At 43.8% G+C, this 25,566-nt stretch carries 20 protein-coding genes and 1 tRNA gene; 16 read left to right on the forward strand and 5 right to left on the reverse strand.

The annotated features are described in order from the left end of the window. Positions 1–48: 48 nt before the first annotated feature. Entirely contained in the window at positions 49–1,401 is a 1,353-nt protein-coding gene (locus tag Q6344_03960; GenBank protein ID WLG14500.1) for an ABC transporter ATP-binding protein, read from the forward strand. A gap of 146 nt (positions 1,402–1,547) precedes the next feature. On the opposite strand, the gene Q6344_03965 is transcribed toward Q6344_03960, so the two are convergent. Continuing rightward, a complete protein-coding gene (locus Q6344_03965; protein ID WLG14501.1) occupies positions 1,548–2,420 on the reverse strand; it encodes a methyltransferase domain-containing protein in 873 nt (290 codons plus the stop codon). A 322-nt stretch (positions 2,421–2,742) separates the two neighbouring features. Here Q6344_03965 and Q6344_03970 point away from each other — a divergent pair, with 322 nt between their 5' ends. The 8 genes from Q6344_03970 (at position 2,743) to Q6344_04005 (ending at position 12,821) form a co-directional block, all read left to right on the forward strand. Next, a complete protein-coding gene (locus Q6344_03970; protein ID WLG14502.1) occupies positions 2,743–4,434 on the forward strand; it encodes an alpha/beta fold hydrolase in 1,692 nt (563 codons plus the stop codon). Positions 4,435–4,539: 105 nt separating this feature from the next. After that, positions 4,540–4,719 carry a hypothetical protein gene (locus tag Q6344_03975; protein WLG14503.1) on the forward strand — a complete coding sequence of 60 codons (180 nt, stop codon included), beginning with the start codon at positions 4,540–4,542 and terminating at the stop codon, positions 4,717–4,719. Between the two features lie 305 nt (positions 4,720–5,024). Next, a complete protein-coding gene (gene gyrA, locus Q6344_03980) occupies positions 5,025–7,844 on the forward strand; it encodes a DNA gyrase subunit A (protein ID WLG14504.1) in 2,820 nt (939 codons plus the stop codon). 187 nt (positions 7,845–8,031) lie between these two features. Further along, a complete protein-coding gene (gene rarD / locus Q6344_03985) occupies positions 8,032–9,102 on the forward strand; it encodes an EamA family transporter RarD (protein ID WLG14505.1) in 1,071 nt (356 codons plus the stop codon). 241 nt (positions 9,103–9,343) lie between these two features. Continuing rightward, complete coding sequence (gene rarD, locus Q6344_03990) at positions 9,344–10,414, forward strand: EamA family transporter RarD (protein ID WLG14506.1); 1,071 nt, start codon at positions 9,344–9,346, stop codon at positions 10,412–10,414. A gap of 215 nt (positions 10,415–10,629) precedes the next feature. Next, the gene (locus Q6344_03995) at positions 10,630–11,298 is read left to right on the forward strand and encodes a glutathione S-transferase (GenBank protein ID WLG14507.1); all 669 of its coding nucleotides are present in this window, start codon (positions 10,630–10,632) and stop codon (positions 11,296–11,298) included. Between the two features lie 93 nt (positions 11,299–11,391). Further along, entirely contained in the window at positions 11,392–11,661 is a 270-nt protein-coding gene (locus tag Q6344_04000; protein WLG14508.1) for a hypothetical protein, read from the forward strand. Between the two features lie 32 nt (positions 11,662–11,693). Continuing rightward, on the forward strand, positions 11,694–12,821 hold the full coding sequence (locus Q6344_04005; protein WLG14509.1) for a ribonuclease Z: 1,128 nt from the start codon (positions 11,694–11,696) through the stop codon (positions 12,819–12,821). 39 nt (positions 12,822–12,860) lie between these two features. On the opposite strand, the gene Q6344_04010 is transcribed toward Q6344_04005, so the two are convergent. Further along, positions 12,861–13,823, reverse strand: a complete 963-nt coding sequence (locus Q6344_04010; protein ID WLG15141.1) for an ATP-binding protein — start codon at positions 13,821–13,823, stop codon at positions 12,861–12,863. Between the two features lie 68 nt (positions 13,824–13,891). Between Q6344_04010 and Q6344_04015 the strand changes: the two genes are divergently transcribed. After that, the gene (locus Q6344_04015; GenBank protein WLG14510.1) at positions 13,892–14,911 is read left to right on the forward strand and encodes a protein kinase; all 1,020 of its coding nucleotides are present in this window, start codon (positions 13,892–13,894) and stop codon (positions 14,909–14,911) included. Positions 14,912–15,035: 124 nt separating this feature from the next. On the opposite strand, the gene Q6344_04020 is transcribed toward Q6344_04015, so the two are convergent. The 3 genes from Q6344_04020 to Q6344_04030 all read right to left on the reverse strand — a co-directional run bounded on the left by Q6344_04020 (position 15,036) and on the right by Q6344_04030 (position 18,658). Continuing rightward, positions 15,036–15,120 (reverse strand) — tRNA-Leu (locus Q6344_04020). Positions 15,121–15,335: 215 nt separating this feature from the next. Then, positions 15,336–17,159, reverse strand: a complete 1,824-nt coding sequence (locus Q6344_04025) for a sigma 54-interacting transcriptional regulator (GenBank protein WLG14511.1) — start codon at positions 17,157–17,159, stop codon at positions 15,336–15,338. Between the two features lie 83 nt (positions 17,160–17,242). Beyond that, positions 17,243–18,658, reverse strand: coding sequence for a histidine kinase dimerization/phospho-acceptor domain-containing protein (locus Q6344_04030; protein ID WLG14512.1), 1,416 nt, complete (start codon positions 18,656–18,658; stop codon positions 17,243–17,245). Positions 18,659–18,793: 135 nt separating this feature from the next. On the opposite strand from Q6344_04030, the gene rimO reads away from it, so the two are divergent. The 6 genes from rimO (at position 18,794) to ispC (ending at position 25,526) form a co-directional block, all read left to right on the forward strand. Continuing rightward, positions 18,794–20,401, forward strand: a complete 1,608-nt coding sequence (gene rimO / locus Q6344_04035) for a 30S ribosomal protein S12 methylthiotransferase RimO (protein WLG14513.1) — start codon at positions 18,794–18,796, stop codon at positions 20,399–20,401. Between the two features lie 227 nt (positions 20,402–20,628). Further along, positions 20,629–21,354, forward strand: a complete 726-nt coding sequence (gene pyrH, locus Q6344_04040; GenBank protein WLG14514.1) for a UMP kinase — start codon at positions 20,629–20,631, stop codon at positions 21,352–21,354. Between the two features lie 172 nt (positions 21,355–21,526). Further along, on the forward strand, positions 21,527–22,081 hold the full coding sequence (frr, locus tag Q6344_04045; GenBank protein WLG14515.1) for a ribosome recycling factor: 555 nt from the start codon (positions 21,527–21,529) through the stop codon (positions 22,079–22,081). A 313-nt stretch (positions 22,082–22,394) separates the two neighbouring features. Beyond that, complete coding sequence (uppS, locus tag Q6344_04050; GenBank protein WLG14516.1) at positions 22,395–23,153, forward strand: polyprenyl diphosphate synthase; 759 nt, start codon at positions 22,395–22,397, stop codon at positions 23,151–23,153. 201 nt (positions 23,154–23,354) lie between these two features. Continuing rightward, the gene (locus Q6344_04055; GenBank protein ID WLG14517.1) at positions 23,355–24,164 is read left to right on the forward strand and encodes a phosphatidate cytidylyltransferase; all 810 of its coding nucleotides are present in this window, start codon (positions 23,355–23,357) and stop codon (positions 24,162–24,164) included. Positions 24,165–24,317: 153 nt separating this feature from the next. After that, positions 24,318–25,526 (forward strand): 1-deoxy-D-xylulose-5-phosphate reductoisomerase, encoded by a 1,209-nt coding sequence (gene ispC / locus Q6344_04060; protein ID WLG14518.1) that lies wholly within the window; start codon positions 24,318–24,320, stop codon positions 25,524–25,526. The last annotated feature ends 40 nt before the right edge of the window (positions 25,527–25,566 follow it).

Consider the following 25,566-nt stretch of genomic DNA (forward strand, 5'->3'; position numbering starts at 1 on the left):
CTGTTTTATCTATGGGTTTTATTTACTAATAGCTAACTGGTACCGTCTATGTACACTGATTCAATGAAAGGCTCAGCAGACTCTAAATCAATCAATGCCAAGTCAATAAAGGCCAAGGCAAGACTGGAGCATATAAAAAAATTACCAGTTGCTCAAATTAAGACGTCGCCCGCCCAGCCTAGTAAGTCTTTAGAAAAAAGCAGTGCTTTTAGCCAAGATGTTGAGACAAATACTGAGGCAGCTACGGCTACTAGTCCTTATTTTAGTGTGCAAGATTTAATCGTCGGTTATGACGATACGATTATCGTCAATGGTTTGTCATTGCAATTGAAGCAAGGCGAGATTGGTTGCTTTTTGGGCTATAGCGGCTGCGGCAAGACCACGGCACTAAGAGCGATTGCAGGGCTGGAACAAAGCCGTGATGGTACGGTTCTCTTAAACAATCAATGTCTTACTGATAAAACTGACCGCAACTCATTTGCCGTCGCACCCGCCAAACGCGGTATGGGTATGGTGTTTCAGGATTATGCGTTATTTGGGCATTTGAGCGTGGCAAAAAACATCGCTTTTGGTCTGAATAAATGGTCTGCCTCTGACAAAAAATCCCGTGTCGCTGAGATGCTAGAGCTGGTTGAATTGTCTGAGCATGCTGACAAACGTCCAAATGAGCTATCAGGTGGTCAGCAGCAGCGGGTGGCATTAGCCCGTGCATTAGCGCCAAAGCCAAAACTATTACTACTTGATGAGCCGTTTTCTAATCTAGATGTGGTGCTACGTGAATCATTGGCAATGAATGTCCGTGATATTCTTAAACGCACCAATACCACGGCAATACTGGTCACTCATGATCAAAACGAAGCTTTTGCACTGGCTGATAAAGTGGGGGTGATGCATAAAGGTAAGCTGGTACAGTGGGCAACCCCAAGTGAGCTATATCACGAGCCAATCAGTCCTTTTGTCGCCGAGTTTGTCGGCGAAGGCGCGATGATAGATGGCATCATCAAAGAAGGCCATGTTGAGACGGCATTAGGCGATATCTATCGACGTATGGAAGTGTATGATGAATCAGGGTATCCACAGTATTGCGAGTACGATTATCCTAACGGTACGCCGATTAAGGTGTTGGTGCGCCCTGATGATATCATTCATGACGATGAGAGCAACCAAACCGCTTTAGTCGTTGGACGCGTATTTCGCGGTGCCAACTATTTATATCGCTTGCAACTTGACGACGGGCAAACGGTACTGTCTTTAGTCGCCAGTCACCATAATCACGAGATTGGGTCACAGATTGGTATTTTACCTATCTTAGAGCACGTCGTGGTATTTGATGAAAAAGACATCAATGCGACGACTTGGTCAGAGTATGATAGGTCAGAAAGAGTTGATGAGACAGAATAGTCGCAGCATTTATAAATGATTAGGGTATTAACCTCGCGACATGCACACGGTATGCTATTGACGCTTGGCTGCCTTGTATCTACTTTAAACTGCGGCGACTATATTAATTCATGTTTACGTCAAACAACTGCGGCTTGCACTTAAGCTTATCGTGTCGCCAATATGTGCAAATAACGTCCCAACCATTTATATGGCTCTAATTGCGAGTAGCGCAGCTCCATGCGTATCACGGCTTCTGGGTCATTGTGACCACCACGCTTAAGCGGGGCATAATCATGAAATACGCGCAGACCACTGGTGCGTATGGTCTGATAATGATGCGCAGCCAACCAAGATTCAACTTCTTCTTTGGCGACAGGATGGTTGGGCGTGAGGCTTTTTTTGTTATCCGCCTTATATTCTGTATTATCGAGTAAGTTGAAATTCCCCATGATTAGGTTGCGATAATCAAAGCTTGCTGGGTTATAAAAGCATAAAGATAGCGCACCATTATCCGTTAATTGCTGATCAAAAAAGTCCATCACGGCAGCGGGCTCTGCCAACCATTCAAGCAGCGCATGACACATGATTAAATCAAACTTTTCACTATTTTCTGTACCCAGCTTTTCTGGCAGCTCCTGATAAGGGCAAACGTACCATGTGATATTCAGGTCTTCGTCTATCTGCGCGGCACTCGCTTTCGCTTTTTCTAGCATATTAGCTGAGATATCATTGATGACCAATGTATGACCTTGAGCTGCAAGCTCTATTGCAATCTGTGCGAGCCCTGCACCTACATCCAAAATACGTAAAGGTCGCCCAAGGCTTTTGCTCATTTGCGCGCTATATTCAAAGATATCACGGCGTAGCACCGCCAATCGAATATCGCCTTTTAAGCCACCGTAGACCTTTTTTTCAAAATGATCCGCAATCGCATCGAAGCTACGATCGGCACGTATATCGCCTGATGCGTCAATTGGTTGTGTCAGATCAGCCGATTGGTTGTCATGTTCTTTGGTACTTTCACTATTGGTTTGCATAAAGCGCTATCTGTATTAGGGTGGTATTTTGGAACATCGTACAACAAAGATAAAATCTAAGCTAGGCTTGACACCAATACTAGCTTTACCATAGCGTTAAAGATGCTATTAAATACCCGTTTTCCAGTAGCTTTTCACAATATTTTACGGTATAAGTAGTAAGGTTTAAGAAACAATTATTGAGTAAGTTTTATTGAAAATATTTGATAATCTAATGTATTCAATAAAAACCATTCAATAAAAAGAGTCTGCCATACTGAAATTTTTTATTGTCAAGGACTCTCAGCAAACGTCTGATCTACCACCGCTAAGGACAGCAACCATGATCGTATCTAAATCTACTACCGCTATAAATGACAAATCACCTAGCAGTACCCATCAATCAGTATCCATTACGACGGGCAAGCCTGTGATGCTACGCTGCCTATTATCGGTCGCCATTGCCAGTAGCTTGCTGCTCGTCGGTTGTGGCGATGACAATGACTTTGATACTGTCATAGGCTCTGACTCTGCGATGTCAGTTAAATCAATCAGCTCATTTAACATCGCGCAAATAAATACCCAGTTCGGTCTTGATGGTGCGGCAACCCCTGATGCCAAATGCGATATCAAAATCGAAAAAGTCAGCTATCCGACAGTAGGGGCAGCGGGTGAGCGTACCAACGCGACAGCAGCTTTGATGCTACCAAGTGGTGACAGTGCTGACTGCCAAGGCGATCGACCTATCTTGCTGTATGCCCATGGCACAACTACGGATAAAGGCTACGATTTTAGTCAAGTCGCTAATCCTCAAAATCCAGCCGCTGGTGAGTCGACATTAATCGCTGCCAACTTTGCGGCTCAAGGCTACATCGTCGTTGCACCAAACTATGCTGGTTATGATGAGTCTGATCTTGATTACCATCCATACCTTGTGGCTGAACAACAAGCCACTGACATGGCTGATGCATTAGACAGTGCCCGTACCATCATTGCAAGACAACAGCGCGCTAATGATCCTGATTACACCAACCTTGATGACTCTGGTAAGTTATTTATCAGTGGTTACTCACAGGGCGGGCATGTGGCGATGGCAACTGCAAGAATGTTCGAGAAAAATGATGAGCCTGTCACTGCCATTGCACCTTTATCAGGGCCTTATGCTTTAGCAGCATTTGGCGATGAAATATTTAGAGGAAACGTCAATATTGGAGCGTCTAGATTTGCGCCATTACTTGGCATTGGTTTACAAGAAAAGTATGGCAATATTTATGGTAAAAAATCAGACATATTCTTGGATAAGTATGCCGATGCCCAGTTACCAAGTGAGACAGCATTTGGCGACTTAGTCGCGGCGGGCAAACTGCCCAATAATGCTCTATTTCAAAAGAACCCTACCGATGCAATATTTACTGGTTTATCACAAGGGAAGTTGTTTTCTGTGCTGGGCGGTTATGATGAAAATGACTATTTGATTAAGACGGATTTTCGCGCAGCTTATGTAGCGGATACCATTAAGCATCCCGATGGGTTAATGACAGAAAACGGCAACAAAATGCCAGCTGTAGCTCCTGAGAATAACTTACGTAAAGCACTAAAGGATAATGACTTACGTGGCTATGTGCCGACAATGCCGACACTTATTTGTGGCGGTAACCAAGACCCGACGGTTTATTTTGATACTAATACAGGCTCTATGGTAGAAATATTACAAGCAGCCTCTGACAAAAACTCCGCCAAAAAACTCAATATTACGGTATTGGATGTCGATAAAGACAATGCTGCTGAGCGTCCAGATAAATCGACCTTTATGATGATTGGACAGGCATCAATGAACAAATGGAATGCCACTGATATCGTAACCAATGTACAAACAAACTTCAGCAATAGCGTTGAAAAGGTGAAAGCGGATGCGACTGCACAAGGTGGCGTGCCGTTATTGGCTTTTTATACCAACTATCATGGCGGCTTAGTTAGCCCAGCGTGTACGCAAGCCACACGTGAGTTCTTTAATCAGGAATTTAAACCTGCTTAATAGAGGTCATTTTAACCATAAAAAATAGCCTGACTATCGAAAAAACTGTATCCACTGGATGCAGTTTTTTCATGAATATCATTTAATCCTCAATAAGAGAAAAATATGAAATCGATAATATTATCACTAATTGCCTGTGTCTTTATGGTAGCTTCGATCAGTCAAGCACAGGCTAAGAATACACCTTGTTCGGGCAAAATGGGCGGCGTATCTCACTGCTCAAAAGATGGTAAATTTGTTTGCAAAAACGGCAAAATCAGTCAATCAAAACAAGTATGTCGTTAAAGTTGTTTTTACCCTTGTTATTAGAGTGAAAAAAACCGCTAATCAGCTGTTTTGCTTAATTTTAATAACAGCCAGACGCCCCTAAATCAGCAAATTTGTGCTAAAATAGCTTCTTTAATTGAACATTATTTTTAACAAAAACCGTATCACTATTTTCCTATTGTTTTGCACCTTTGACAGTGCTTTTTTAGGGTCACTATTCTGATAGTAGCTGCGCATTGATGCAGCTATATTTTTGTATAACCCATGAGTATCTTGAACAAACGTGTCAACATTAGAAAAACAATGTGAGTGAAGGAGTGTATATGAGCGAATCGGTCAGTCCTATTGGCATCGTAGAGGAACTAAAGCAATCCTATCTGGATTATGCGATGAGCGTGATTGTCTCGCGTGCGCTGCCTGATGTGCGTGATGGGTTCAAACCTGTACACCGCCGTGTGATGTACGCCATGCACGTGCTATCTAACGACTATAATAAGCCATATAAGAAGTCTGCACGTGTCGTCGGCGATGTCATTGGTAAATATCACCCACATGGCGATAGTGCGGTCTATGATGCCATTGTGCGGATGGCGCAGGATTTTAGTTTGCGTTATCCGATGGTTGACGGTCAAGGTAACTTTGGTTCGATCGATGATGATCCTCCGGCTGCCATGCGTTATACCGAAGTACGTATGACCAAGCTGACGCATCAGATGCTTGCTGATTTAGACAAAGACACCGTTGATTGGGAAGACAACTACGATGGTTCTGAGCGTATGCCTAGCGTCATGCCAGCGCGTGTTCCAAACTTACTCATTAATGGTGCGACTGGTATTGCTGTTGGTATGGCGACTAATATGGCGCCGCACAACCTGACAGAAGTGATTAATGCTTGTTTGGCTTATGCCGAAAACCCACAAGTATCAGCTGAAGAGTTGATGTCACACATCTCAGGTCCTGACTTTCCTACAGGCGGTATCATTTATGGTCGCGCTGGTATTTTAGATGCTTATCGCACGGGTAAAGGTCGTTTGCACATCCGTGGTCGCTATCATATTGAAGCCATGAGTGATACGGGTGTCAACCGCGATCGTGAGCGTATTGTCTTTACCGAAGTACCTTATCAATCTAATAAAGCCAAAATGATTGAGCGTATCGCAGAGCTGGTACGTGATAAAAAGATTGAAGGTATTAGCGAGATTCGTGACGAGTCTGACAAAGATGGTATGCGTATCGCCATTGATTTGCGTCGCGGCGAGACTGCTGAAGTCATCGTTAATAACTTGTTCTTGCAAACGCCGCTCGAATCAAGCTTTAGTATCAATATGGTGGCGCTCGATAATGGTCAGCCTAAGCTACTAACTTTGCGTCAGCTGATTGCCGCCTTTGTACGTCATCGCCAAGAAGTGGTGACACGCCGTACGATTTATGAGCTGAACAAAGCGCGCGTACGTGGTCATTTGCTCGAAGGTTTGACCGTTGCATTAGCCAATATCGACGAGATTATTGCAACGATTAAAGCCTCTGCAAACCGCGGTTTGGCACGTGAAAGCCTATTAAATAATACGTGGGGTTCAGGTAGCGTGGTGGCGATGCTTACTGCTGCTGGTAGTCAATCTGTGCGTCCTGACTATATCGAAGGCGAAGATCCTAAAGCACCATTTGGCTTGATTGAGGGCGAAGAACGTTATCGCTTATCACTTGAGCAGGTCAACGCGATTTTAGATATGCAGTTGCATCGTCTAACGGGTCTTGAGCAAGACAAATTGACCGAAGAATACCAAGATTTGCTACGTGAAATCGCTCATTTAGAGTCTATTCTTGGTGATTTTGATAAGCTAATGACCATTATCTCCAATGAGATGATTGAGATTCGTGATAACTTTGGTGATGAGCGCCGTACCGATATTATTGACTCACGTACTGACTTTAACCGTGAAGATTTGATTCCTGAACAGACGGTTGTCATGACGGTCTCGCGTACTGGTTATGCAAAAACTCAGCCGATTGACGATTATGTCGCGCAAAAACGTGGCGGTAAAGGTAAGTCTGCAACCGCAATGAAAGAAGATGATGTGATTGATCATTTGGTTGTGACTTCAACGCACGCTACCGTATTGTGCTTCACGGATAGCGGTCGTGTCTTTAGCTTACGTGGTTTTGAAGTGCCGATTGCCAGTCGAGGTGCTCGCGGTCGTCCATTAGTGAATTTAATTGGCTTAAATCCTGATGAAACCGTCACTACGATACTACCGATTCCAAAAATAGTGGAAGAGCTATCGGTAAAAGGTGACGCATTAACAGATGATCTAATAGATGGGGATGATGATCTATTAGACGACAGCACGCAAGCAGAGCCACCTTTTGTGTTCTTTGCAACCGCCAATGGTACGGTGAAGCGGGTAGAGCTTAAGCAGTTTGCCAATATTCGCTCGAACGGTCTTATTGCAGTTGGGCTAGAAGAAGGCGATAAGCTGGTCAGCGCTCGTATTACTAATGGTAGCCAAGAAGTGATGTTATTTGCTTCAAGTGGTAAAGCCATTCGTTTTGATGAGAATGATGCTCGTGCGATGGGCCGTACTGCGAAAGGCGTCCGTGGTATGCGTCTGTCTGCTGAAGAATTTATCAAATCATTGGTAGTTATTGAAGATGATGTACGCGAAATCTTAATCGCTTGTGAAAACGGCTTTGGTAAACGTACATTCATTGATGAGTTCAATACGCAAAATCGTGGTGGTGGTGGTGTTATCGCTATCAAGACCAGTGAACGTAATGGTGCGCTAGTTCGTGCCACTAAGGTTGATCCTGAAGATGACATTATCCTAATCTCAGACAAAGGCACGTTAGTTCGTACACCAGTTGAGCATGTGGCCAGTTCTGGTCGTAATACGCAAGGTGTCACGCTGATTCGTCTATCAAAAGATGAGAAACTGGTTGCCATGGCGCGTGTCGAGCATGAAGAAAGCGATGATGAGCTGGTCGATGCTATGAGAGAAGACGGTACATTTGATGTAGAAGGTCAAGAGCAGATAGACATCGATGCGGCGACTGGCAACACAGCAACGAATGACGTTATGGATATTGCTACTGACAATGAATTAGATGTTGATAGTACAGACGGTGAAAACGCAGACGACGAATAAATGTCTCAGTAGTTAGCTTTTTGATCTAGTCTTATATGATTGTTCTATAAAAAGCCTCTGACGTTATCGTCGGAGGCTTTTATTTTTTTCTGTATGTCATCTATTTTTAGAGTCTGCCTTTAAGTTTCTGCTGCTCTAATTTTTTATAAATAATGCCCATAAAGTTCTATTTTTTAAGGCTGTTGTTATGCTCTCGACCAATCAAACTTTTCAAGGAACCCTTGCTTCGATATCATCGAGTTTTTTATTTTCGATGATGTTTGTGTTTGGGCTTTTTATGCTGCCTTTGACAGGTACGCAGGTAGCCTCATGGCGCGTGCTCATGATGCTGCTAAGTTTGCTATTGTTGGTCAGTTTTACCAAGCAATGGCAACATGTTTTTGATTATTTGAAAACCTTAAAAACTCCGAAAGAGTGGCTGATATTTATTTTGCCCACACCGATTTTGGGTGGTCAAATTTGGCTATTTATGTGGGCACCGGTCAATGGCTTTGGTCTGGATGTCACCTTGGGCTATTTTCTGTTACCGCTGGTGATGATTGTACTTGGTCGATTTTTTTATCACGAGCATATGAGTGCGTTGCAGTGGGTGGCCGCGCTATGTGCAGCCTTAGGTATTGGCTATGATATCTTTCAATATGGCTCAGTATCTTGGGTAACGTTGTTTGTGTGCTTGGGCTATCCACCCTATTATCTATTGCGGCGTAAACTGGCTGTGCCGCCTATCACAGGGCTGTTGTCTGATTTGGCTTTGTTAACGCCAGTGGTGCTCATTATGTTGTATTTTAGCGGCGGCTTTAGTACGGCAGCACAGGACATCAAGTTCTGGTATTTATTACCACTGCTAGGAGCCTTTAGTGCGCTGGCGATGTCCTTAACCATGATTGCCAGTAGCAAATTACCCGTGTCATTATTTGGGGCATTAAGCTATGTCGAGCCTATGCTGCTGTTTGTTTTATCCATCACTATTCTAAGTCAAAGCCTCGATGAGGGCGGCTCTTTATTCATGTATGGTATGGTAAGTTTGGCGTTACTGGTGATGATTGCTGATAGTATAAAAGGTTATCTTAAGCGCCGCCGTGACAATCATTTGCATGGCTATAGAGAGCCACAAGTGGGCGGGTTTCCGCCGCGTCGTCGTTTCATAGATCAGCGTATCGATGGAGTTTTAACCGCGCATCGTTTTCGCAAGATTCGGCGCTATCAAAAAAAGATGGATAGAATACAGCAAAAAATCGAGCAGCTGAGTGTAAAATAAGCCGATGAATGGGTAGGTGAACGCTTTAGTGAAGCAGGTGTATTGCTTATCTATTCTGACTTTGACATAATACCGACCACAAGATAAACACGATATATTCCAAGTATTTATCTCAATCTTATATGATTATGTTGTAGATAACAGAGTTTATAGATCAAAAAGCCTTCGACGTCCGCGTCGGAGGCTTTTGTTTTTTTCTAAAATTGCCAAGGACGTGCGCTCATTTTTCAAGGTTGTCGTTATGCTTACCACGAATCAAACGTCGCAAGGTACCATCGCTGCAGTGGCAGCAAATTTTTTATATTCATTGCTATTCTTATTTGGTCTATTGATGCAGCCGTTGTCAGGGACGCAAGTCGCTTCTTGGCGCGTACTGATGATGCTATTGAGTCTGGTGCTGCTGATTAGTGTGCTTAAGCAGTGGCAGCATATTTTTGATTATCTCAAAACCCTAAAGTCGCCCAAAGAATGGTTTTTATTTATCATACCCACACCAATATTGGGCGCGCAAATCTGGATATTTATGTGGGCACCTGTCAATGATTTGGGGCTTGAGGTGACACTGGGTTACTTTTTATATCCAATGATTATGATTATGGTTGGTCGGTTTTTTTATAACGAAGACATGAGCTTGTTACAATGGATTGCCACCATTTGCGCAGGCGCAGGTATTGCCTATGATGTCTTTCAGTACGGCAGTATTTCTTGGGCGACTTTATTTGTTTGCTTGGGTTATCCGCCCTATTATCTACTGCGTCGTAAATTGGCAGTGCCGCCGATTACAGGGCTTATCTCTGACCTTGTTTTATTGACGCCGGTGGTGTTGATTGCTTTATATCTCAATGGCGGGTTTGCGCTGGCGATATCTACCGATAAGTTTTGGTATCTGTTGCCACTATTAGGCATTATCAGTACGGCTGCGATGTCATTGACCATGGTTGCCAGCCAAAAGCTGCCCGTCTCATTATTTGGCACTTTATGCTACCTTGAGCCGATATTTTTATTTATATTTTCCATCACGATTTTGCATCAAAGTATCGATGAGGGCGGCTCTTTATTTATGTACGGCATGATTTTTGTCGCGTTGTTGATGATGATTGTGGATAGTGCGCTTGGTTACTTGGCGCGTAAGCGTGATGACCGTTTGCATGGTTATAATGAGCCACAAGTGGGTAGCTTCCCACCACGTCGCCGTCTGAAAAACCGCCGTATTAAAGGTGTATTAACCGCGCATCGTTTCCGTAAAATTAGAAAGTATCAGCAAAAAATACATAAGATGACACGCAAAATTGAAGAGCTGCATTCAAAGTAGCACCTGCCAGCAAGTCGATATAGACCTGACTTAGCGGGCAATGTTTTTCGTCATTACTCTACACAGTTTCTGTGTTAAAGAGGCATTAATTACGCTATTATCGATAGCATTGCTGCCACGCTTAACAACGTTTACTAATAGAATGCGTGGCACCAACTATACATATTATGACTTATTCATACGATAACTTATTCACATTATAACTAGGATGGTTTATGTTACACCTTCATCATTTAGCAAATTCGCGCTCATTTCGTATTATTTGGCTGTTAGAGGAGCTTGGCGTCGATTATCAATTGACTTGCTATAAGCGCAATAAAGCATACCGTGCGCCTGACAGTTTAAAAAAAATACATCCGCTCGGTCATGCACCCATGTTAGAAGTAAATGACCGTGTGCTCATCGAATCAGGTTTTATTATTGAGTACTTGTTGAAGCATTATGATAGTGAGAAACAGTTCAAGCCTGCGGATGATAATGAAGCGGCGTGGGAGGCTTACACGTTTTGGTTGCATTTCGCTGAAGCATCAGTGATGCCGCCATTGGTCATGCGTTTGGTATTTACCAAAGTGGTTGAGCAGTCGCCCATGCTCATCAAGCCTGTGAGCAAAAGCATCCGCAACCAAGTCGAAAAAAATATGATAAGCAAAAGTCTGGATGCTATATTGGCGATGATGGAGCAGCATTTGCAAGACAATCATTGGTTTGCAGGGGCCGAATTTAGTGCTGCTGATATCCAAATGCATCTTGCGGTTGTAGGTGCTAATGCTGGTACAGGATTAGATAGCAGTAAATATGCCAATATCTTAATTTGGCTAAAACGCTGTGCAGAGCGTGATGCCTTTAAGCGTGCAGAAGAAAAGGGTGGTCGTTTGAAGTTCTAAAAGCGGCGCATTTAATCGTTCATAAATGACTGATTTGATATTAAAACGAAGGGTTTTGTTTATTCATAGACAAAACCTTTTTTAGGATAAGAAATGACAGACTTAAATAAATCGCATAACAAGCATACTGATACTGATACTGGCATTGCTGCTAAGCCTGCGCTTGATACTACTGCTGACAATGTGAACCATCAGCAGGTATCCATTAAAGCATGGTCACAAAAATTGCTCGTAGTGATTCTATGTATTGCCAGCTTTTATGGCGGCTGGAAATCTTATGAGTCCAATATGGTCAGTGAATGTACGGCCAATGGTGGGCAGATGGTTGCAGCGCAAAAAACCATGATGTGCCAATTGTCATAGCAGATAAGTATCATGTGTAAGAGAGGTAATCTATGTTGAAGCTGACTTTTTTGGGTACCTCTGCTGGTGTGCCAACCAAACAGCGTAATGTGACCGCACTGGCGATTGAATGTCTGAATCCTTATTTATCTGGCGCCCAGCAAGTCAATCAACCACAGAATATCAATCAAAATAAAAAATCGCGTCCATGGCTACTGATTGATTGCGGTGAAGGCACGCAGCAGCAGCTATTGCATACCAAGCTTTCTTTGCATCAGCTCCAAGCGATTTGTATTACCCATGTGCATGGCGATCATTGTTATGGTCTGCCAGGACTATTAGCGAGTGCCGCCATGTCAGGACGCCGTGAGCCATTGACGCTTATTGCCCCAAAAGCAATCAAGACATTGCTCGAAGCCATTACCTTAACCACGGAATTGTATTTACCCTTTGCTCTCAATTTTGTAGCCATTGAAGAGGTACTGTCTGAGCAAAGTGATACAAACAAGGTGAATATCCTATTAAGTGACCAGCATCAGCTTGATATCGATATCACGGCGCTGTCACATCGGGTTGCTTCTCATGCATTTGGTATCACGCAGACTATCCATCATCGCACGCTTGATACGGATAAACTGCTAGCGCAAGGTATTCCTGCAAGCGCGCTATGGGGTAAATTGCAACAAGGTCATGACGTTATTACTGAAGAGGGTCAGCAGTTATGTGCAGGTGATTATGTCAATGATGACCTATCACGAACGCGAGTAGTGGTGGCTGGTGATAACGATACGCCAGCGTCTCTCACTGCGGCGTTGGTTGATACGGATTTATTGGTGCATGAAGCGACATATACGCACGAGGTATTGACTAAAATTCAAGGCAAAAATCCAGAGTTTGATCCAATGCATAGTAGTGCGCAATCGGTGGCGGGTTTTGTGGAAAAAAGTGGTGTAAACAATCTAATATTGACCCATTTTAGCGCGCGTTATCAGGGTTTTGATAATCCTAATAGCAAAACGCCAAATATGGCATACATTCGTTTAGATGCTCAGAGCGTTTACAAAGGTAATCTATGGTTAGCCGCAGATTTTGACCAATACATGGTCGATGGTGCCGTTGATTTGGCAGATATTAACGAAAATAACCGCGTACAATATGTGGGTTCTGCACGCGGTCGTTAAGCACTGAGCGTCATCATAAACATAACTTTTAATTAAGCTTTACGATGGACTGTCTTCAGCTGCTAATCGTGTCTGTCCTATCCAGTAGCGGCTAAACTGATACGCCACTCGTCCTGAACGTCCACCGCGCTCTGATGCCCAGCGCAACGCTGCTGCTCTGATGTTATCAGGTAGTGTCTTATTTTTTTCTTCATTATTACTTTCTTTAACGTCATTAGCATTATCTAGATGGCGGTTTAGCGAAAGTGATAAATAATGGCGCACGATGTGCAAATAGGTGTTTTGATCCATTGGATGAAAGGACAACCAAAGCCCAAAGCGATCAGACAGCGATACCGTCTCATCAATGGTTTCATAAGGATTGACCTCATCGGTTTGACCATTATAAATATTGACATTGTCTTTCATTAGCTGAGGCAATAGATGACGGCGATTACTGGTCGCATAAACCAATAACTTGTCTTGCTCTGAGTCTAGCGATCCGTCCAATACGCTTTTTAACGTCCGATAACTCTCGTCTTGACCATTAAATGCTAAGTCATCACAGTACACCACATAGTGACAACCACACTCGGTCGGCAGTGCATTAATGGCGGCGCGTATCTTATCAAGCACTCGCAGGTCATCACGGGCAATTTCAATAATGCGTAACCCCTCACTATGATAGGCTTGTAGCAATGCCCGAATCAGCGATGATTTGCCAGCACCACGTGTCCCTGTCATCAAGACATGATTGGCAGGATAGCCCTTTAGAAATTGTCGTGTGTTTTGTACCAGTTTTGCCTTTTGGGTATCGATACCGTGCAAGTCGTCTAAACTTAAAAATAAGTTCACTGCCAATGGCTCCAAATGTCCATTATGACCACCGACCCAGCGATAGGCCAACTGTGCAGGATCAATCTCGATAGTGGGCGTGACTTGCTCTTGTAGATACTGTCCGAGTAAATCCAATAAATGGTCGGGTAGGGCGTAATTCGTAACAGGCTTAGTGGATTGGGGCATCATACTTAGTCGCTCATAAAATTAAAATGACGTTCGGCATACTAGCTATATCGAGGTATCACTTTACCATGAAAAATAGTGCCAGTAATTCCTCTAATGCAAAAGCGTGTGCAAAACAAGCATTACAAATGCAAGCGCAGCAAATGTTGCCAACATTGACTGCGTTATTCTCAAGCTTGCATTATCGCGAGGTATCACATCAACGACTCAGCCAGCAAAGTAACAATAATAATAACGAGAATGACTACGAAGGCTTGACGCGTGCCCAGCATCTACAGTTTGGTCGAGTGATGATTAAATGGCAGTTAACGGCTGCTACCAATCAAAGTTTGGCTGGCTTAACACATGAAATCGGTGTTCTAAAATCTATCAATAATTTATCAGCCAACCAAAAGAGATTTCAAGACAGTCTTTTTGCTATTGCTCCGCCAATGCTCGCTTATGAAATGCTAAGGGTACAGGTACTAGATCAGTTTTCGCAGCTTACGATACTTACCATGCCATGTTATCCCAGTGGTAGCTTAGCAACTCAGCTTAATGTTCGAAATCATTCGTTATTGAATTCTCAACGAAAGCATCATTTTATGGTGCAATCTGCGCACCTTATCGCCACTCTACATAGCGCTGGCTGGCTACACAATGATATTAAGCCTAGCAATATTTTGCTAGATGATTTTTTGCCCAATCATGTGGATGATAGCTGTATCAAGGCTGATTTATTGTTAACCGATTTTGCCTTAGCAGAATGTCTTAACGCCTCAATTTTGGCAAGTCCTGCTGGTACACCTGCGTATCTTGCCCCTGAACGCTGGCAAGGACAGGGTGCAACGGTGCAAAGTGATATCTATGCGTTTGGCATCATGATGGTTGAAATACTAACAGGCAAGCGACCGTTTCAGATATGTGCTAACAGTAATGACAAATTAAAAGCATGGGCGATTCAGCATTGCCAACAACCTATTCCAACCTTGCCGTTAAAATATAGTCACTATCAAGGTATTATTAATAAGGCATTAGCGAAACGAGTAGAGAGGCGGTATAAGAGTATGAAGCAGATACTTTTAGATTTAGAAAGTATTGCCAGGTAATGGCTCTAAGCAAATAAATCGGAAAATATAAATCCACCACACTCTAAATACAAAAAGAACAGACACAAAAAAACCTGCTAAAAAGCAGGCTTTGATATTTGGTCTAAGATGTACTATCCGAAAATGGTGGGGCTGGAGAGACTCGAACTCTCACACCTTGCGGCGCCAGAACCTAAATCTGGTGCGTCTACCAATTCCGCCACAGCCCCATTTTCCGTTACTCTATCATTATTAGCGTTTAAACTCAAACATAATATAGACAGTTAACTGATTCGGTAGTGCGTCTCAGTGGTTGGCTATTATATAGAGTTTGAAACGTTTGGCAACCCCTATTTGCAATTATTTTTAAATATCTATCATTTATTTTCACTTATTTTTATAAGTTATTGATATAAATGGTATTTAATTTTATGAATTTGCGCCTTTAATAATGATTATTTTGTCCTTCTGCTGAAGAAATATCTAATTGCTGTAATTTACGTGTCAGGGTATTGCGCCCCCAACCGAGTAGATTGGCAGCAGCGATCTTTTTGCCACCACTATGGTTGAGCGCTGCCGTCAATAAAACGCGTTCAAACTCAGGGGTTGCCGTCTGTAAAATATCGGTTTCTCCTGTTTGTAGAGATTGCTCAGCCCAAGCAGCCAATGCTTGTTGCCAACTTGAACTGTGGGAATGAGGGCGTATTTGCTCATTGTGAGTCATAGCTTGTGTAGGCTGACTTTGCTCTTGATACTCTTCTAAATCAGACGAGATATTTTCAAGCAGCTCTGGTGGCAAATCATCCACCATCACGGTGTCGCCTGTGGCCATCACTGTCAACCAAAGGCAAACATTCTCAAGTTGGCGGACATTGCCGCGCCATTCAAAAGCCTGCATGATATGTAGTGCTGTCGGATGTAACTGTTTCTCTGCACTGTTCATCTGTTCAGCAGCCCGCTGCATAAAGTAATGGGCTAATGCTGGAATGTCTTCAGGTCGTGTCCGTAATGGTGGCAGGGGCAAGCGAATAACGTTAAGGCGATAAAATAGATCTTCACGGAATTTGCCTTGTTTGACCAGTTCTTCTAAGTTTTGATGAGTAGCGGCAATGATGCGTACATTCACTTTGACCGGCTGCTGTCCACCGACGCGAAAAAACTCACCATTGGCCAGTACTCGTAGTAGTCGAGTTTGGGTGCTATAAGGCATATCGCCAATTTCATCTAGAAACAATGTTCCACCATCCGCTTGCTCAAAACGACCTTGTCGCGTCGTCGTCGCACCAGTAAACGCTCCTTTTTCGTGACCAAATAATTCAGATTCAATCAAATCATGTGGAATGGCGGCCATATTGAGGGCAATAAAAGGCTGCTGGTGACGCGGTGAATGCTGGTGCAACGCACTGGCGACCAATTCTTTACCCGTGCCTGATTCACCAGTAATTAGGACAGTAATGGGTGAGTGTGCCAGTCTGCCAATGGCACGAAACACCGTCTGCATCGCTTGTGATTGCCCAATGATGCCACTTGGATTGTCATTAGCGTTGATAACAGGTTTAACTTTGATTTTAGGGCTAGATGTTTTATTGGTTTGGCTGATCAGAGTAGCCTTGCTAGCAAGCTTGGATCTGGTATTGGGTTTTACCTGCATATTGGGTAAAGTATTTGATGGATTTTTGGTAATTGTCTTCGGAGTAGGTGTAGCTGTAGATTTTGCTGCCGCCGCTGCCAGCATATTAGGCTGATAATTAATGGCTTTATAAATCGTGACGACTGCATCATCTAAGTCAAAAGGTTTTGGCAGATATTCAAAAGCACCTGTTTGATAGCTATTAATAGCAGAGGTGAGGTCAGAATGCGCCGTCATAATGACAATGGGCAGCTTAGGGAAATGCTCATGTACCCAATCACTAAAAGACAACCCGTCCATCATGGGCATACGAATATCAGTCAATATCACATCGGGCAACTGAGCGGCTGATTCCTGCTGTTGCAAAATATCGTTGAGGCGTGTCCACGCCGCTTGCGCTTGGGTAAAGCTAATAACGTTTAAGCCTGCATCTTCAAAAGTATCTGCCAACACCAAACGCAGGGCTGCATCGTCATCGATGAGCCATAACGTTGCAGGGTTAGTATTAGGTGCATTATTGACCGTTACTTTTGTAGCTTGGTTATCAGACTCTCGGTTACTAGATTCTTGATTGTCTGATGTTTGGGCAGAGCCTTGATTGTCGCTGTTAGATGTGGCGTTGTCATTATATGCAGTCATTTATCAGGCCTAATAAGCAAGTGATTCAGGGTGATTGTTTCATAAGTTAGGTCATGGTTTCTAAGCCTTGGGCACTGGCTGTTTTAAGCATGGTGCGCTGGCTGATTGAAAGGCAAGTACAGCGTAAAACTGGTGTGTTGGTGGTTGTAGTCATTTTTGACACTGTCGTTAAGGTTTTTTGATTGTTGGGAGCTCACGTCAATCATACCATGGTGATGACTAATGATATCTTGCACGATAGACAATCCTAGCCCGGTCCCTGCGGCACGGCTGGTCACCATTGGGAAAAATATCTGTCCGATCAATGCCGGATCAATGCCTGAACCGTTATCGGCAATATTGATTTGTAGCACTTGCTTGTGCTGTTGCCCAGCAATGGTATGTTGAAAGGCAATGCGAGTTTGAATGTGTAGCGTTGGCTTATAACTGGTGCTGTCGTGATTGCTCATTTGTGAAGTGACAGGTTGTCGCAGCTTAGGCTCGGACAACTCTCTTTGCTGCAGCGTTTGCTCAAACTCAGTCATCGATTCACAGGCATTATTAATCAAATTTAAAAACACCTGTATTAGCTGATCTTTATCAGCGCATAACTCAGGCAATGACAAATCATAATCGCGCTGTAGCGTCACTTGCGGATATTGATTGACGACCAAAGATAAAACATGCTCCAGTGGCTCATGGATATTTAGCGTTTGCCAATTTGGTAATTGATTGGAGCCAAGGAATTTCCCAATAAGATGGGTTAGACGGTCCGTTTCTGAGATGATGATATCAGTATAATTTCGCAGTTTTTCAGCCGTTTTTTGCAGATGGCTATTCGGGTTTATCATAGGATTTGTGCCAAGAATAGCAGGAGGAGCACTATTAAGAGGCGAGGCGTCACTGAATTTGATGAATTGCCGCTGTAATAATTGCGCCGCCCCGCGAATACCAGCAAGCGGATTTTTGATTTCATGAGCGACCGAGCGCAGCATATGACGGGCAACATTATATTGTTGCTGCTGGCGTTGTTCCTCTGATATGCGACTTTGGCGATCCTTGCCCCACATCTCAATAATAAAATAAGGTTGCTGCTCATAAATGACAGGGGTCACGCTATAATCAACCGAGAATGATAAATTACCATTTAGCGGTGTGCTGATAAGGTGATCATGATCGATAAAGGGTTGTTGATACTGCTTTGCTTGCTGAAATCGTTCTTTTAAAGAGCAAGTTTGTTCATGAGTATCTTCACCACTACTTTTATCGACAGTTACATGGTTGTCAATGTCATGATTGCTATCGGCTGATTTCAATGCTTTGGATGTTTCGGATGCAAGCAGTGTCAATATAGACTGACCCAGTAAGCGCCCACTACTAATAGCGAGTAGTTGTTCGGCTTGGGCATTTAGCCAAGTGATCGATAAATCATCATTGATCCATAAAATAGCGGTGAACAAATGCTGTGACATAAATGCTAAGTCAGGTGTCAGTTTTACAGTTGTCAAATGGGTTGTCATGGCTATTGCCTAGAATGAAAGAAGACGCGATATAATATTTAACCATAAATCAACACTATAGAGCGGCAAAACTGGCGATTTTTGCAAAAAAAACGTACAATGCGCACAGCCAATTTATCTCTAGCAAGGTCAGCCATGCCCAACACTTCTACCGAGTCGGTTAATACGACTGTTACTACCTCACCGTCAACTTCTACGCCAACAGATTCTATGTTAAAAGACACTGCCACCGTTTTTAATCCTGCCAAACCAAATATAGCACAAGACAATCAGGCAGATGTTAGTCAAGCAAACACTAACCAACCTTACCATCATAAAGCCAATCACAATCAAAACCGTAGCATTGAGCAAAGCAGCGATGTGATTTCAGGTGCTTTATCGACTGAAAATGCGCCAGTGAACGCAGCGCCAAAGATTGGGTTTGTGTCACTAGGTTGCCCAAAAGCCTTGGTTGATAGTGAGCGCATTATCACTGAGCTTAGCCGTGATGGTTATCAAGTGGCGAGCGATTATGAAGGTGCTGATTTAGTGGTCGTGAATACTTGCGGTTTTATTGAGTCAGCAGTACAAGAGTCGCTTGATGCCATCGGCGAAGCGATTAGCAAAAACGGTAAAGTCATCGTCACAGGTTGCTTGGGTAAAGAAGCAGATAAAATCCGTGAAATGCACCCAGCCGTGCTGGCTGTAACTGGCGCTCATGCGTATGATGAAGTCATTAGAGCCGTTTCGCTGCATGTGCCCAAGCCTGACCGCAGTCAGGACGCTAGTTATGATCCAAAGATAGATTTGATTAATGAGGCGGGTATCAAATTGACGCCAAGCCATTATGCTTATCTAAAAATATCAGAAGGTTGCAACCATCGTTGTACTTTCTGCATCATTCCAAGCTTACGTGGAGACTTGGTTTCACGTCCGATTGACAGTGTGATGAATGAAGCGTTGGCGCTGAAAAATGCTGGCGTGAAAGAATTGCTTATTATTTCGCAAGATACCTCTGCTTATGGACTGGATTTGAAATATAAGACCAGCTTTTGGAATGGTATGCCGCTGAAGTCGAAGTTTTATGACTTGTGCCAAGCCTTAAATGACTTAGGCATTTGGGTGCGCCTGCATTACGTCTATCCGTATCCGCATGTCGATAAAGTGGTTGAGCTAATGGGCGAGAAAAAGCTACTGCCTTATCTCGATATTCCGTTCCAACATGCTAGCCATCGCATCCTAAAAGCGATGAAACGCCCAGCGCATAGCGAAAACACCTTGGCGCGTATCCATGCATGGCGTGAGATTTGCCCTGATATCGTCATTCGCTCAACCTTCGTTGTGGGCTTCCCTGGCGAGACAGAAGAAGATTTCCAATGCTTGCTTGATTGGTTAGTAGAAGCTCGCCTTGATCGTGTTGGCGCATTTACCTATTCAGAAGTCGAAGGCGCAGTGGCTAATGACCTGCCAAATCATGTGCCAGAAGAGATTAAGCAAGAACGCTATGAGCGTTTGATGACGCTGCAACAAGACATCTCAGCGCAAAAGCTACAAGAGAAAGTCGGTAAAACCTTGATGGTATTGGTCGACGAAATTGATAGTGAAGAGGGTGTTGCGATTTGTCGTAGCTATGCCGATGCACCAGAGATTGACGGTCACGTCTACGTTGATGAGATTACTGCTCAAGTTAAAGTCGGACAATTCCTAACGGTTACGATTGACGACGCTAGCGAGTATGATTTGTTTGCCAGTTACAAAGGCTAAGCAGTCACTGTAGCTGATTAGTCACTACAATATACGAGTGAAAATTGCCCAATCGCGGGCAGTTTTTGCTACAATTAGCGCAATTTAGCCTTTTTACACGTTTGTCATCAGTTGCGGTGCTTCCTATATAGTACCTCGGTGATGACAAACGTGTAAATTCGAAGGCAAACTCTATTTGTGTTTTACCGCTTATTTTAATTATAATTTAATGCTAACAAGGTGACCTCATGTCTGACAAAAACCCGCGTTACTCTCGTATCTTGCTGAAACTCTCTGGTGAAGCCTTAGCTGGTGGCAAAGAGATGGGAATTGATAGCGAAGTGCTCGATAAGATGAGCTTGTCTATCGCCCATTTGCGTGGTCTTGGTGTTCAAGTCGGTATCGTGGTCGGCGGCGGTAACTTATATCGCGGCGCGCAGTTGCAACAAGAAGGCTTAGTCGGCCGTGTGACTGGTGATCAAATGGGTATGTTAGCAACCGTTATGAACGGTCTGGCGATGCGTGATGCGCTTGAGCGCCGCAATATTAAAACTCGCCTGATGTCAGCCTTGCCAATTGGTGAAGTGACCGAAAGCTATAGCAGTCGCAATGCCATTCGCTATCTCAAAAATGGCGAAGTATGTATCTTTGTTGCTGGTACGGGCAACCCTTTCTTTACCACTGATACTGCTGCTTGCTTACGTGGTATTGAAATTGAAGCGGGCTTAATTCTAAAAGCCACAAAAGTAGATGGCGTTTATGACAAAGACCCAAGCTTACATGACGATGCAGTTAAATATGATGGTTTAACTTTTGATGAAGTATTAGAGCAAAAACTTGGCGTAATGGATTTAACTGCCATTGCATTATGCCGTGAGCACAACGTGCCGCTACAAGTGTTTGATATGACCAAGCCTAATGCGTTATTAAACGTCATTATGGGCGAAAATGAAGGCACACGCGTTTATCACTGATTTGCCTGAATACTCTAAACACTCTGAACGCTCTAAATATTAATACGAGAATACCAGTCATTAAACTTAGATTGGTCGTTAATAACTACCAGTCGCTAATAATTAGTAGTGAACAACCGTATATTTACTAACAAATGAATGATTTATCAATAGCGATAAATAAGGATATCTAATGATCAAAGAGATTAAGCAAGACGGCGAAGCGCGTATGCAAAAAACACTGGAAGCGCTTGAGAGCACTTTTAGCAAAGTCCGTACAGGGCGCGCACATCCGGGTATGTTGTCAGGCGTGATGGTTAGCTACTACGGGTCGCCTACACCTTTGAATCAAGTGGCGAGTGTCAACGTTGAAGACTCACGTACGCTCATGGTTCAGCCGTTTGACCGTACCATGGTACAAGCAATCGACAAGGCCATTCGCGAAGCAGATTTGGGTCTCAACCCAGTGACCGCCGATGTGATTCGTGTACCAATGCCAGCATTGACAGAAGAGACACGCCGCGACATGCAAAAGCTTGCGCGTGGAGAAGCAGAAAGTAGCCGTGTTTCTATCCGTAATATTCGCCGTGACATGATGAATGACATCAAAGAATTGGCCAAAGAGAAAGAGATCTCAGAAGACGACGAGCGCCGTGCCAGTGATGATATTCAAAAAATCACTGACAAGTATATCGAAACCATCGATAAACGTTTGAGCAAAAAAGAAACTGACTTGATGGACGTGTAAAGCACTGATTTTTCGATCATGTAAGACAAAAATCCGTTACATCATATCCTTATAATAAGCAGCCAATCTGTCAGTACTATTGGCTGCTTATTATTGTGTAGACGGTACCGATAATAGCGTCAATGTTATATCAATCGGATACGGCAATAGGCTTTCTCAGATTTGTAAACTGTATTTTATAAGCGCTATCTTGCAAACTAAATCACGCTTATAGACGGGTTTATGATAAGTTTGTGAATTGTGGTTATGACGCTTTCTAATCGTTATCGCAGCCGTTATTATTATTTTACCTTAACAATAAGCACTTTCGCCTATGTCCACTTCAGCCGTTTTGGCTCCTGATCTTCTTCCACGCCATATCGCTGTCATCATGGATGGCAATAATCGTTATGGTAAAGCCAATGATTTGGGCAAAGGCCAAGGGCATGTGGCTGGCAAAGATGCACTCGATCCTATCGTCGAGTATTGCGTTAATACGGGTATCGAAGTATTAACGGTATTTGCATTTTCTAGTGAGAATTGGCAACGCCCGCCCAGTGAGGTGGCACTACTCATGCAACTGTTAGCCTCGACCATTCATGAGCAAATACCACGCATGAATGAGTATCGTATTCGTCTGCGTTTTATTGGTGACCGCAGTCAGCTGAGTGATGATTTGCAAGCATTAATGGCGGACGCTGAAGCGAAAACAGCAGACTTTAAAGCCATGACTCTAGTCATCGCTATCAGTTATGGTGGGCAATGGGATATTGCCCATGCGGTAAAACAGCTGGCGCAGCAAGTAGAAGCTGGTCAGTTACGTGCTGATGATATTAACAAAGAATTGCTCGGTAACTATGTGCAATTAGCAGATGCACCAGCAGTAGATATGCTGATACGCACAGGCGGTGAATACCGAATTTCTAACTTTTTATTGTGGCAGTCAGCCTATGCTGAGCTATTCTTTACCCAGACATTATGGCCGAACTTCGCAGCCGATGAGTTGGCAGCAATGGTAACAGAGTTCGCTCAGCGGCAGCGCCGTTTTGGCAAAACCAGTGAGCAGATAGTGATAGAGCAAGCAAGTCGTTAATGGTGTTAAGCATTTGCCTGTTATTTTGTAAAGGAAAAAGCTCTTACAAAGCCGCTATCGTATAAGTAGTTAATATTGCTTGTTTGTGAAATAATAAACCGCGTCAATAAGCGTCAACTGCTATTAGTGGGCTATTGTAGATTAGCTGCTATAATGCACGTTTTGACCATGCGTTTTTCATTATTATAAGGCTCAATAAGTATGTGGCAACGAATTAAGACGGCAGTTGTTCTCGTTATTATCGTTGGTATTGCAATGTTTGCGAGCCAAACCCCTATTTTATTTGCACCGCTGTTAGCGATTGGCGTTATTATCGCCGCTCACGAATGGACTAAGCTGATGCCCAAGTGGCGTCATCCTGCGCTGTTTGTGCTATTGGTTTTGGTGTTGACCCTAGTATCACTCATGTTTAAAGTGACATGGTTATTTTGGTGGGTGGCTTCACTGGCTATATGGCTAATGGCGCTGTCTTGGGTGCGAGTGTTCCCGACTCATACCAATTGGTATGGCAAGAAACTGGCATTGATGGGTGCGGTGATATTGACCGCATCGATTACGGCGATGTTTTATTTATGGCAACTGTCAGCATGGTGGTTACTCTATGTATTCCTCTTAGTCTGGTGTGCAGATAGTGGCGCTTATTTTGTGGGGCGTAAACTTGGTCGCCGCAAGATGGCACCGAACGTCTCACCCAATAAAAGTATGGAAGGGCTGGCTGGTGGCTTGGTCACTGGTCTGCTCGTGGTCATTGCCATCAGTGTATTTAAGTTGCAATTGACTGGTGTGCCGTTAGTCGCATTTGTAGCATTATCAGCCTTGACCATTTTAGCCTCGGTACTTGGCGATTTATTTGAGTCGATGCTTAAGCGCCGCGCTGATGTCAAAGATTCAGGAACGATTTTACCGGGGCATGGCGGCGTGCTTGACCGTATCGACTCACTGCTCTCTGCCACACCGATATTTGCGCTTGGTTTTTGGGCGATACAGCAGTTAGGTTTGATAGTGGTTTAGGACTGAAAAAATAATTCATAGACGATGATACGCCCTAATTATAGTAGTTAAGATGAGTGACTAGTCAATACACTGGATATCGTCCATCTCTTATTTATCAGATGTTTTATCGATTTCTTATTTAATTTTTTAGAGTATTATTTATAGGCACCGATGGTTATGACGCAACGCATCGCCGTACTAGGCGCGACAGGTTCGATTGGCGATAGCACGTTAGCAATATTAGCGGCGCAACCACAGCTTTACACGGTCTATGCTCTGTCAGGCTATCACCGTTTAGACAAACTGTTTGCACTTTGCCAGCAGTTTTTGCCAAAGCGCGTTAGCGTACCGACCGCCGCAGTCGATGATTTTTCCCAGCGACTCCGTGCGGCAGGTCTTGACATCGATGTGGTAGGCGGCGAAGCAGGGCTGGTCGATATTGCCACTGATTCGCAGACGGATACCGTTGTCGCTGCGATCGTAGGCGCAGCTGGTCTGCCTTCTACTTTAGCCGCTGCTCGTGCAGGTAAGCGTATTTTACTAGCGAATAAAGAAGCGCTGGTGATGGCAGGGCAAGTGATGATTACTGCCGTCAAAACGCATAACGCTACTTTGCTGCCGCTTGACTCTGAGCACAATGCTATTTTTCAGTGTTTACCACTGGCTATTCAGCAGGACAATACCCAAATTCATCAGCCAAACCACGGCGTGCGTAAGCTATGGTTAACGGCCTCTGGTGGGCCGTTTTTGCAAAAATCGTTTGCGCAGATGCAGCACGCGAACGTCGCTGAAGCGGTCAAACATCCAAATTGGTCAATGGGTCAAAAGATATCTGTCGATTCAGCAACGATGATGAATAAAGGGCTTGAGCTGATTGAAGCTTGTCATTTGTTTGATTTGCCTGAAAATAAGATAAATGTGGTGATTCATCCACAAAGTATCATTCACTCAATGGTAGAATATAGCGATGGTAGCTTTTTGGCGCAGCTCGGCAGTCCCGATATGAAAACGCCCATTGCCCATGCGCTCAGTTACCCTGATCGTATCGATAGTGGCTCGCAGCCGTTAGACTTATTTGCGCTCAGCGGCTTAGAGTTTATTGAGCCTGACTTGCAAAAATTTGCCTGTTTGCGTTTGGCACGCCAAGCCATGCAAGCGGGCACGCAAGCGACGATTGTTTTAAATGCGGCCAACGAAATTGCCGTGGCGGCGTTTTTGGCTGGGAAAATTCGCCTGACTGACATTGCTGATATCAATGAGCAAGCATTAAATGACATACAGCTGCCACCGTTAAACGAAACGGCTGACATAGAAGATATACTCGCAATTGATAAAATAGCGCGTCACCTGACGGACAAACTTGTGGCAAAGTTGATGTAACTGTATCAACAACTGCGTCGTTAAAAAACGATGTCAATAA

It is taken from the genome of Psychrobacter cibarius (assembly GCA_030686115.1).
Classification (GTDB): Bacteria; Pseudomonadota; Gammaproteobacteria; order Pseudomonadales; family Moraxellaceae; genus Psychrobacter; species Psychrobacter cibarius_C.

Excerpts from the sequence above, each read along its gene's own strand:
- Q6344_03960 (WLG14500.1), top strand. The coding sequence starts at position 49 with ATGTACACTGATTCAATGAAAGGCTCAGCAGACTCTAAATCAATCAAT.
- Q6344_03965 (WLG14501.1), bottom strand. The coding sequence starts at position 2,420 with ATGCAAACCAATAGTGAAAGTACCAAAGAACATGACAACCAATCGGCT.
- Q6344_03970 (WLG14502.1), top strand. The coding sequence starts at position 2,743 with ATGATCGTATCTAAATCTACTACCGCTATAAATGACAAATCACCTAGC.
- Q6344_03975 (WLG14503.1), top strand. The coding sequence starts at position 4,540 with ATGAAATCGATAATATTATCACTAATTGCCTGTGTCTTTATGGTAGCT.
- gyrA (WLG14504.1), top strand. The coding sequence starts at position 5,025 with ATGAGCGAATCGGTCAGTCCTATTGGCATCGTAGAGGAACTAAAGCAA.
- rarD (WLG14505.1), top strand. The coding sequence starts at position 8,032 with ATGCTCTCGACCAATCAAACTTTTCAAGGAACCCTTGCTTCGATATCA.
- rarD (WLG14506.1), top strand. The coding sequence starts at position 9,344 with ATGCTTACCACGAATCAAACGTCGCAAGGTACCATCGCTGCAGTGGCA.
- Q6344_03995 (WLG14507.1), top strand. The coding sequence starts at position 10,630 with ATGTTACACCTTCATCATTTAGCAAATTCGCGCTCATTTCGTATTATT.
- Q6344_04000 (WLG14508.1), top strand. The coding sequence starts at position 11,392 with ATGACAGACTTAAATAAATCGCATAACAAGCATACTGATACTGATACT.
- Q6344_04005 (WLG14509.1), top strand. The coding sequence starts at position 11,694 with ATGTTGAAGCTGACTTTTTTGGGTACCTCTGCTGGTGTGCCAACCAAA.
- Q6344_04010 (WLG15141.1), bottom strand. The coding sequence starts at position 13,823 with ATGCCCCAATCCACTAAGCCTGTTACGAATTACGCCCTACCCGACCAT.
- Q6344_04015 (WLG14510.1), top strand. The coding sequence starts at position 13,892 with ATGAAAAATAGTGCCAGTAATTCCTCTAATGCAAAAGCGTGTGCAAAA.
- Q6344_04025 (WLG14511.1), bottom strand. The coding sequence starts at position 17,159 with ATGACTGCATATAATGACAACGCCACATCTAACAGCGACAATCAAGGC.
- Q6344_04030 (WLG14512.1), bottom strand. The coding sequence starts at position 18,658 with ATGACAACCCATTTGACAACTGTAAAACTGACACCTGACTTAGCATTT.
- rimO (WLG14513.1), top strand. The coding sequence starts at position 18,794 with ATGCCCAACACTTCTACCGAGTCGGTTAATACGACTGTTACTACCTCA.
- pyrH (WLG14514.1), top strand. The coding sequence starts at position 20,629 with ATGTCTGACAAAAACCCGCGTTACTCTCGTATCTTGCTGAAACTCTCT.
- frr (WLG14515.1), top strand. The coding sequence starts at position 21,527 with ATGATCAAAGAGATTAAGCAAGACGGCGAAGCGCGTATGCAAAAAACA.
- uppS (WLG14516.1), top strand. The coding sequence starts at position 22,395 with ATGTCCACTTCAGCCGTTTTGGCTCCTGATCTTCTTCCACGCCATATC.
- Q6344_04055 (WLG14517.1), top strand. The coding sequence starts at position 23,355 with ATGTGGCAACGAATTAAGACGGCAGTTGTTCTCGTTATTATCGTTGGT.
- ispC (WLG14518.1), top strand. The coding sequence starts at position 24,318 with ATGGTTATGACGCAACGCATCGCCGTACTAGGCGCGACAGGTTCGATT.